This window comes from Paraburkholderia antibiotica, from assembly GCF_012927125.1.
GTDB classification, from domain to species: domain Bacteria; phylum Pseudomonadota; class Gammaproteobacteria; order Burkholderiales; family Burkholderiaceae; genus Paraburkholderia; species Paraburkholderia antibiotica.
The window spans coordinates 1-7410 of sequence record NZ_JABBFZ010000045.1 but is presented as its reverse complement, the minus strand read 5'-3'; the positions used below and the strand labels follow the sequence as shown (position 1 = coordinate 7410).

At 64.6% G+C, this 7410-nt stretch carries 5 protein-coding genes; 4 read left to right on the top strand and 1 reads right to left on the bottom strand.

Annotated features, from left to right (window positions below):
* Window positions 1–326: 326 nt before the first annotated feature.
* Entirely contained in the window at window positions 327–1445 is a 1119-nt protein-coding gene (locus tag HHL14_RS32405; protein WP_169501678.1) for an alpha/beta fold hydrolase, read from the bottom strand.
* Between the two features lie 650 nt (window positions 1446–2095).
* On the opposite strand from HHL14_RS32405, the gene glgC reads away from it, so the two are divergent.
* From glgC to HHL14_RS32385, 4 genes are all read left to right on the top strand, one after another.
* Complete coding sequence (glgC, locus tag HHL14_RS32400) at window positions 2096–3355, top strand: glucose-1-phosphate adenylyltransferase (protein WP_169501677.1); 1260 nt, start codon at window positions 2096–2098, stop codon at window positions 3353–3355.
* Between the two features lie 192 nt (window positions 3356–3547).
* Entirely contained in the window at window positions 3548–5008 is a 1461-nt protein-coding gene (glgA, locus tag HHL14_RS32395; protein WP_169501676.1) for a glycogen synthase GlgA, read from the top strand.
* A gap of 268 nt (window positions 5009–5276) precedes the next feature.
* Window positions 5277–6143, top strand: coding sequence for a pyridoxal kinase PdxY (gene pdxY / locus HHL14_RS32390; RefSeq protein WP_169501675.1), 867 nt, complete (start codon window positions 5277–5279; stop codon window positions 6141–6143).
* Between the two features lie 114 nt (window positions 6144–6257).
* Complete coding sequence (locus HHL14_RS32385) at window positions 6258–6719, top strand: hypothetical protein (protein ID WP_169501674.1); 462 nt, start codon at window positions 6258–6260, stop codon at window positions 6717–6719.
* Window positions 6720–7410: the final 691 nt, after the last annotated feature.

Below are 7410 nucleotides of genomic sequence, written 5' to 3'. Positions count from 1 at the left end.
CAGGCAGCGGCCCGCGGGCCGCTGCCTGAGACGCGATTGTGCGACGTTTCGGCTTCTTCTCCATCGGCATATCCATGGTGTTTTACCTCATGATATGCCTCGCCCACGAAATGACGGATAGGTTCGCGAAAGCTGGCTGCTTTGTGATGTCCAACCGCCGTTCAAATGGCTACCTCATCGAGGCAGCCAACGGCGGCTTTTGGCCGACTACAGCCCATCCACCAGAATCCCCCCCGGAAACCCACGAACAACCATAAAGCGGCTACCAGGAAATTCCACCTGGCGGCGAACAACGCAGCATTACAGCGACGGAAACGTAAAACCCCTCACCGATTCCCCGGCACCGCCGCCAACCCATCCAGCAGCGCCTTATGAAACGCGTCCGGATCCTGCATCTGCGGCGCGTGCCCAAGCCCCGCGAACTCGACCAGCGTCGCATGCGGAATCGCCTTCGCGGCCGCGCGACCCAGCTCCGGATAATGACCAAGCTTCGCGCGCACTTCGAGCGACGCCGCATCCTTACCGATCGCGGTCGTGTCCTTCTGCCCAATCAGCAGCAGCGTCGGCATCCGCAACTGGCCGAATTCATAGACAACCGGCTGCGTGTAAATCATGTCGTACAGCAACGCCGAATTCCACGCGACGAGCTGCTTGCCCGGCCCGCGATACATGCCCGCAAGCATCTGCACCCACGGTTCATAGTCGGCACGCCACTGCCCCGCATAGTAGGTGGCCTGCTCGTAGCGGCGAATACCGTCGGCGGTGGTCTTCAGCTCGCGCTGATACCACTGGTCGACCGACAGCGACGGCACGCCCTTCGCCTTCCAGTCTTCGAGACCGATCGGATTCACCAACACCAGTTGCTGGGTCTCGTGCGGATACATCAGCGCATAGCGCACGGCGAGCATGCCGCCCGTCGAGTGGCCGACCACGGTCACGCCGCTCACGCCGAGCGATTCGAGCAGCGCATGCGTATTGCGCGCGAGCTGCTGGAAGCTGTACTGGTAATGCTCGGGTTTACTTGATTTACAGAAACCGATCTGGTCCGGCGCGATCACGCGATAACCGGCGTCGCTGAGCCGGCGAATCGTCGCGTCCCACGTCGCCGCACAGAAATTCTTGCCATGCAGCAACACCACGGCGCGGCCGTTCGCATGCGCGGGCTTCACGTCCATGTAGGCCATCTGCAGCGGCACGCCCTGCGACGTGAACTCGAAGCGCTGGACCGGCGCCGGATAGTTGAAACCCTGCAGTTCCGGACCATAGGCCGGGCCTGGATCGTCGGCGGTGGATGCGGCCGCGGCGCTTGCGGCGACCGGACTCGCCTGGCTCATCGCGACGGCCGCGCTGGCCGGCATCGCGGCAAACGCGAGCGATGCCGCTCCCAGCGCGGCACCCGCGCAAACAGTCGACAGGGCAAGCAGGAAAGGACGGCGAAGACTCATCGGGATTTTCTGGAAAAAAGCGCAACTGGGGACGTGCGAAATTCGGGCGCCGCAACGACCTGCATCGGTGCACGCCGCCCGGGAGCGCACGATTCTACGACGCCCGGCCGCGGAGTGGCATCGAATGCATGCGTGCGATGCGCCATGAATTTAAGTGGCATACATATTGCGTGAGCCGAAGCGTCGCGCGTGCGGTCACGACCTCGCGGCCTATGTGCTGCGCCGCACGGATGGGCGCGCCACATCGGCCGATTGTGCGGAGATGCCCACGCAAGGGTCGATAAAGGCCGCGATAAAGACCTCGATAAGGGCTTCGATCAAGGTCTCGGCAAAGGCCCGCGCGATAAACCTCGTTCGCTGGCGTCCAATCGGTGCTAGAACTAGCTGAAGGACCCGCGAACCAGGAGGCGGAAAAACCGGCAAGAAAAAACGGCAATGCAGCGGCAATTCCAGCAGTCACGCATGACGGCGCGACAGCAAGACACCGCATCGCGGCACTGCAGCAACGCGGGACTGCCTGGCAGCACGAAGCATCGACCGGCACAGAGAGAGCAGGCGGCAGGATCACCCGGGGGCATACCAATCGAGCAACCATCTTTGGATGGGATCGGAGTATGGCCTCGCGCCCGCTCCATCCACAGGAGACAACTATGAATACTCCGGCACGGCTGAACGACTTACAGCGCACCACCCTCGCGATCGTGCTCGCCGGCGGCCGCGGCACCCGGCTCGGGCCGCTGACCAACAAGCGCGTGAAGCCGGCGGTGCACTTCGGCGGCAAATACCGGATCATCGATTTCGCGCTGTCCAACTGCCTGAATTCGGGCATCCGCCGCATCGCGGTGGTCACGCAGTACAAGGCGCATTCGCTGCTGCGGCATCTGCAGCGCGGCTGGAGCTTCCTGCGCGGCGAGATGGGCGAGTTCATCGATCTGTGGCCGGCGCAGCAGCGCGTCGAAGGCGCGCACTGGTATCGCGGCACCGCCGACGCGGTGTTCCAGAACCTCGACATCATCCGCTCGATCCGCCCAAGGTACGTGGTCGTGCTGGCGGGCGACCACATCTACAAGATGGACTACACGCGCATGATCGCGGATCACGCGGAAAGCGGCGCCGACTGCACGGTCGGCTGCATCGAGGTGCCGCGCATGGACGCGGTCGCGTTCGGCGTGATGGCGGTCGACGAAAACCGCCGCGTGACCGGCTTCGTCGAAAAGCCGGCCGACCCGCCCGCGATGCCGGGCCGCCCCGACACCGCGCTCGCAAGCATGGGCATCTACGTGTTCAGCGCCGACTATCTGTACTCGCTGCTCGAAGAAAACATCGCCACGATCGACACCGATCACGACTTCGGCAAGGACATCCTGCCGCGCGTCGTGACCCAGGGGATGGCGATCGCGCATCCGTTCAGCATGTCGTGCGTATCGTCGGATCCGAACGTCGAGCCGTACTGGCGCGACGTCGGCACGATCGACGCTTACTGGGCCGCGAATCTCGACCTCGCGTCGACGATCCCGACGCTCGATCTGTACGACCGCACGTGGCCGATCTGGACCTATCAGGAGCAATTGCCCCCCGCCAAGTTCGTGCGCGACATGAAGGGGCTGCAGGGCTCGGGCAATAATCTGATCGTGTGCGGCGGCTGCGTGATCTCGGGCTCGCAGATTTCGCGCTCGGTACTGTCGTCGAACGTGAAGGTGAGTTCGTTCTGTAATATCAATGAGGCAGTCTTGTTGCCGCAGGTCACGGTCGGCGCGAGCTGCCGTCTGCAGAAGGTGGTGATCGATCGCGGCTGCGCGATTCCGGAAGGCACGGTGATCGGCGAAGACCCGGCGCGCGACGCCGAGCGCTTCTATCGCACCGACGACGGCGTCGTGCTGGTCACCCAGGAGGCGCTGCGCAAGTCGTAGCGAAGCAGCAGACAGAGCAGGCCGGCGGAGCATCGGACGCCGGGCGGTCGGCGCGTCGCCGCGCGCAGCGGCGGCCGACCGGTGGCCAGGTGCTGGCGTCGTCAGCGTCGGCGGCATGCACGCCGCCACCGCCCCTCCCACCCGCAAGAGCAGCTGTGTGGCAACCCGCGTAACCCGACAGAGACCCGGCCTATGACGATTCGCGCCCTGCACGTCGCAAGCGAGCTGTATCCCCTCCTCAAAACAGGCGGTCTCGCCGACGTCGCGGGCGCGCTGCCGTCCGCGCTGATCGAGCGCGGCGCCGACGTGCGGGTGCTGCTGCCGGGCTTTCCGGCCGTGCTCGCCGGTCTGCACGATCTGCAACCGGTCGCGCGGCTCGGGCGCCGCTTCGATACGTCCGACGTCACGCTCGAGCGCGGCACGCTGCCGGGCAATGGCCTCACCGTCTACGTGATCCGCGCGGCGTCGCTGTATGACCGGCCCGGCAACCCGTACCTGAACGACGAGCACGTGCCGTACGGCGACAACGCGCAGCGTTTCGCGCTGCTCGGCTGGGTCGCCGCGCAACTCGCGCAGCAGCTCGATCCGAACTGGTCGGCACAGATCATCCACGCGCACGACTGGCACGCGGGGCTCGCGCCCGCCTATCTGAAGGCCGCCGAACGCGAACATGGCCGCCCGCTCGCGCGCAGCGTATTCACGATTCACAACCTCGCGTATCAGGGGATTTTCCCCGCGCACCAATTCGGCCTGCTCGGTCTGCCGGACGATTTCTTCAACATGCACGGCGTCGAATTCTACGGACAGCTATCGTTTCTGAAAGCCGGGCTCTACTACAGCGACCGCATCACGACCGTCAGCCCGACCTACGCGCGCGAAATCCAGACGATGGCGCACGGCGGCGGCCTCGACGCGCTGCTGCGGCATCGCGCGCACGATCTGAGCGGGATCCTCAACGGCGTCGACTACACGGTGTGGAATCCCGCCAACGACGCGCTGCTCGCGACGCATTACAGCGCCTCGCGGCTGGCCGGCAAGCTCGCGTGCAAGGAGGCGCTGCAAAAGCGCTTCGGCCTCGCGCAGAAAAGCGATGCGCTGCTGTTCGGCGTGGTGAGCCGGCTGACCGAGCAGAAAGGCCTCGACCTGCTGCTCGGCGCGGTGCCGGAAATCGTCAAGCGCGGCGGCCAGCTGGTGGTGTTCGGCACCGGCGACCCGGCGCTGGAGAACGGCCTGAAGATGGTCGCGCAGGCGCATCCGGAATCCGTCGCGGTCGAGCTCGGCTTCGACGAGACGCTCGCGCATACGATCATCGCCGGTAGCGACGTGGTCGCGGTGCCGTCGCGTTTCGAGCCGTGCGGGCTCACCCAGCTCTACGCGCTCGCCTACGGGTCGCTGCCGCTCGTGCATTGTGTCGGCGGTCTCGCCGACACGGTCGCCGACGCGTCGCTCGAAAATCTCGCCGACGATCTCGCCACCGGCTTCGTGTTCGAGCGCTTCGAGCCGAAAGGACTTGCCGCCGCGATCCGCCGAGCCTTCGCGCTCTACGAACGGCGCACCGAATGGAAGGCCACGCAACGGCGCGCGATGCGCCAGGACTTCGGCTGGGGCGCATCGGCCGAGCGCTATCTGGCCTTGTACCGCGAGCTTGTCTGACACTGCGGCGGCGCACGGACTTTGTCAGTTTTGGTTAATCTTCAAGCGCCGTTTGATGGTTCGACGCAACAAGAGGGGGACGGATCAACGCGCATCCAGCAAACTCCTGTATCGTTTCCTGATCCGCCGGCATTGCAGCGCAGGCATTTTTCCTGCGCGGTCAGCATCAGCGCAGGTCCGGCGCGTGGCGCGGCCATCATCGGCCCGCCCGCGCGGCCTCCTCTTCCCGCTTTCCTGATCGCGCCCGACCGGTTGCGCGAGCCTTACCATGACGAAAAACGTTCTCAGCATCCAGTCCCATGTCGTGTTCGGTCACGCCGGCAACAGCGCGGCCGTGTTTCCGATGAGCCGTCTCGGCGTCAACGTGTGGCCGCTCAACACCGTGCAGTTCTCGAATCACACGCAGTACGGACACTGGAGCGGCAGCGCGATCGACGTGTCGCAGATGGAAGAACTCGTCGAAGGCATCGGCGCGATCGGCATGCTGCCGCGCTGCGACGCGGTGCTGTCCGGCTATCTCGGCACGCCGGAACAGGGCCGCGCGGTAGTCGAAATCGTCAAGGCGGTGAAGGCGGTCAATCCGCGCGCCTGGTATTTCTGCGATCCGGTGATGGGCGCCGCCGGCGGCTGCACGGTCGAGCCGGGCATCCAGGAGTTCCTGGTGAACGAAATGCCGGCCGTCGCCGATGCGATCGCACCGAATCACACCGAGCTGCAGCGCCTCGTCGGCCGTGAGATCGAGACGCTCGAAGAAGCGGTGGCCGCCTGCCGCGAAGTGCTCGTGCGCGGACCGAAGCTCGTGCTCGTCAAGCATCTGCTCGACCGCAACAGCCCCGCCGACCGCTTCAACATGCTGGTCGTCACCGAGCGCGAAGCGTGGATGGGCCAGCGGCCGCTCTACCCGTTCCCGCGTCAGCCGGTCGGCGTCGGCGATCTGACGAGCGCGGTGTTCGTCGCGCGCACGCTGCTCGGCGATTCGATCCGCGCGGCGTTCGAGCACACGCTCGCGGCGGTGAACGCAGTCGTCAAGGCGACCTGGAAGGCCGGGCGCTACGAACTCGAACTGGTGGCCACGCAGAACGAAATCGCGCAGCCGCACGAGTGGTTCGACGCGTGGGTCGCGGAGACCGCCTGACGCGCCGCCGGCGCCGCGCCGGCCACACGTCCTATAATGCGTGCCGCGTGGACCGGGCTTGCCCGCGTACCACGGTATTTTTCAGGCATCCGGCATTCAGTAGACGAGGCATCGATGGACGGTCATATCCGCAGCGAGCGGGAAGAATTTTTTGAGCAGTTGTGCATGAGTGTCGACGCGGACGAGGCACACGAACAGGAAGCGATCGAGTTCTTCGAGAACCAGTTCGACCAGCCCGACTTCGATCCCGCGCAGTGGCTCGACATCGCGCTTTACTATTCGCCGGCCGTCGCGCGCGGCATCGTCGACATGGTGACGGCCGACGACAAGGCGCGCAGCAACATCGCCGAAATCATCGCCGACAATCTCGACATCTCGTACGGCGAGGACGAGTGCCAGCAGTTCGCGGAGACGATCGAATTCGCGCTGAACAACGGCGTGCCGGTCGATCTCGACGTGGTGCTCGACGGCTGCCAGCGCGCAATCGACGACCTCGACACGTGGGCCGACGACGACACCAAGGCGCCGTTGCTGCGTCTGCGCGAAGAGTTGTTGCGCCAGCAGGGCGAGCGGTAAGCGAGGCGTTTGGGTTACCGGCGGGGTTATCGCTCGGGCCATCGTTCCGGTGATCGTCCGGAAGGCCGCTCGCGCGGTGGCCCTCCCTAACCCGCTAACCAGTCTGGCACCCGCCTCCGAAGCCACTCACAGGCAGACAACAGCTTCGCAAAATCACAGCGATGGCGCCGCGCCATTGCGCGCGGCGACGTACCTAAACGGGACCGCGCCGCCCTTCCCGCCACGCTGCTGCAACTAGCCGAGCATTGCAAATGCGAAATTCGCGAACACATTCAAACCGTTCGCCGGATTCAGCAATACAGCGCAATACCCAACGGCTCCGGACTGGACGACGACACAGCGACGGCTGGCCGTTGTTTGTCGTGCCGTCGCTCACGACTCACTCAACCTGAAGATCTGTCAGCACTGCTGTATGCGCTGGCAACGGGTTGCGCCGAGTGAGTAGCAAGGCGATAAATCACTATTCACTTCAAATAATCAGACGACTTGTAAATAGTTGTCAAAGTTGGATTATCCCGATTTAAAGTGTTTGACCGTGACCGATCCGATGGTTAATTCTCCACACGTCGCCTGAAAAACCATTAAGGAAGGTCTGCACAACCCGCTTCCTGCGCATCGCGCAGTTTGCTGCCCGCGTTGTAGTGGCGGCGAAGACGCCGGGACCTCGATCACCGTTCTGTTCGAACCGTAG

Coding starts and splice junctions, on each gene's coding strand:
- glgC (WP_169501677.1), top strand. CDS start 2,096: ATGAATACTCCGGCACGGCTGAACGACTTACAGCGCACCACCCTCGCG.
- HHL14_RS32405 (WP_169501678.1), bottom strand. CDS start 1,445: ATGAGTCTTCGCCGTCCTTTCCTGCTTGCCCTGTCGACTGTTTGCGCG.
- glgA (WP_169501676.1), top strand. CDS start 3,548: ATGACGATTCGCGCCCTGCACGTCGCAAGCGAGCTGTATCCCCTCCTC.
- HHL14_RS32385 (WP_169501674.1), top strand. CDS start 6,258: ATGGACGGTCATATCCGCAGCGAGCGGGAAGAATTTTTTGAGCAGTTG.
- pdxY (WP_169501675.1), top strand. CDS start 5,277: ATGACGAAAAACGTTCTCAGCATCCAGTCCCATGTCGTGTTCGGTCAC.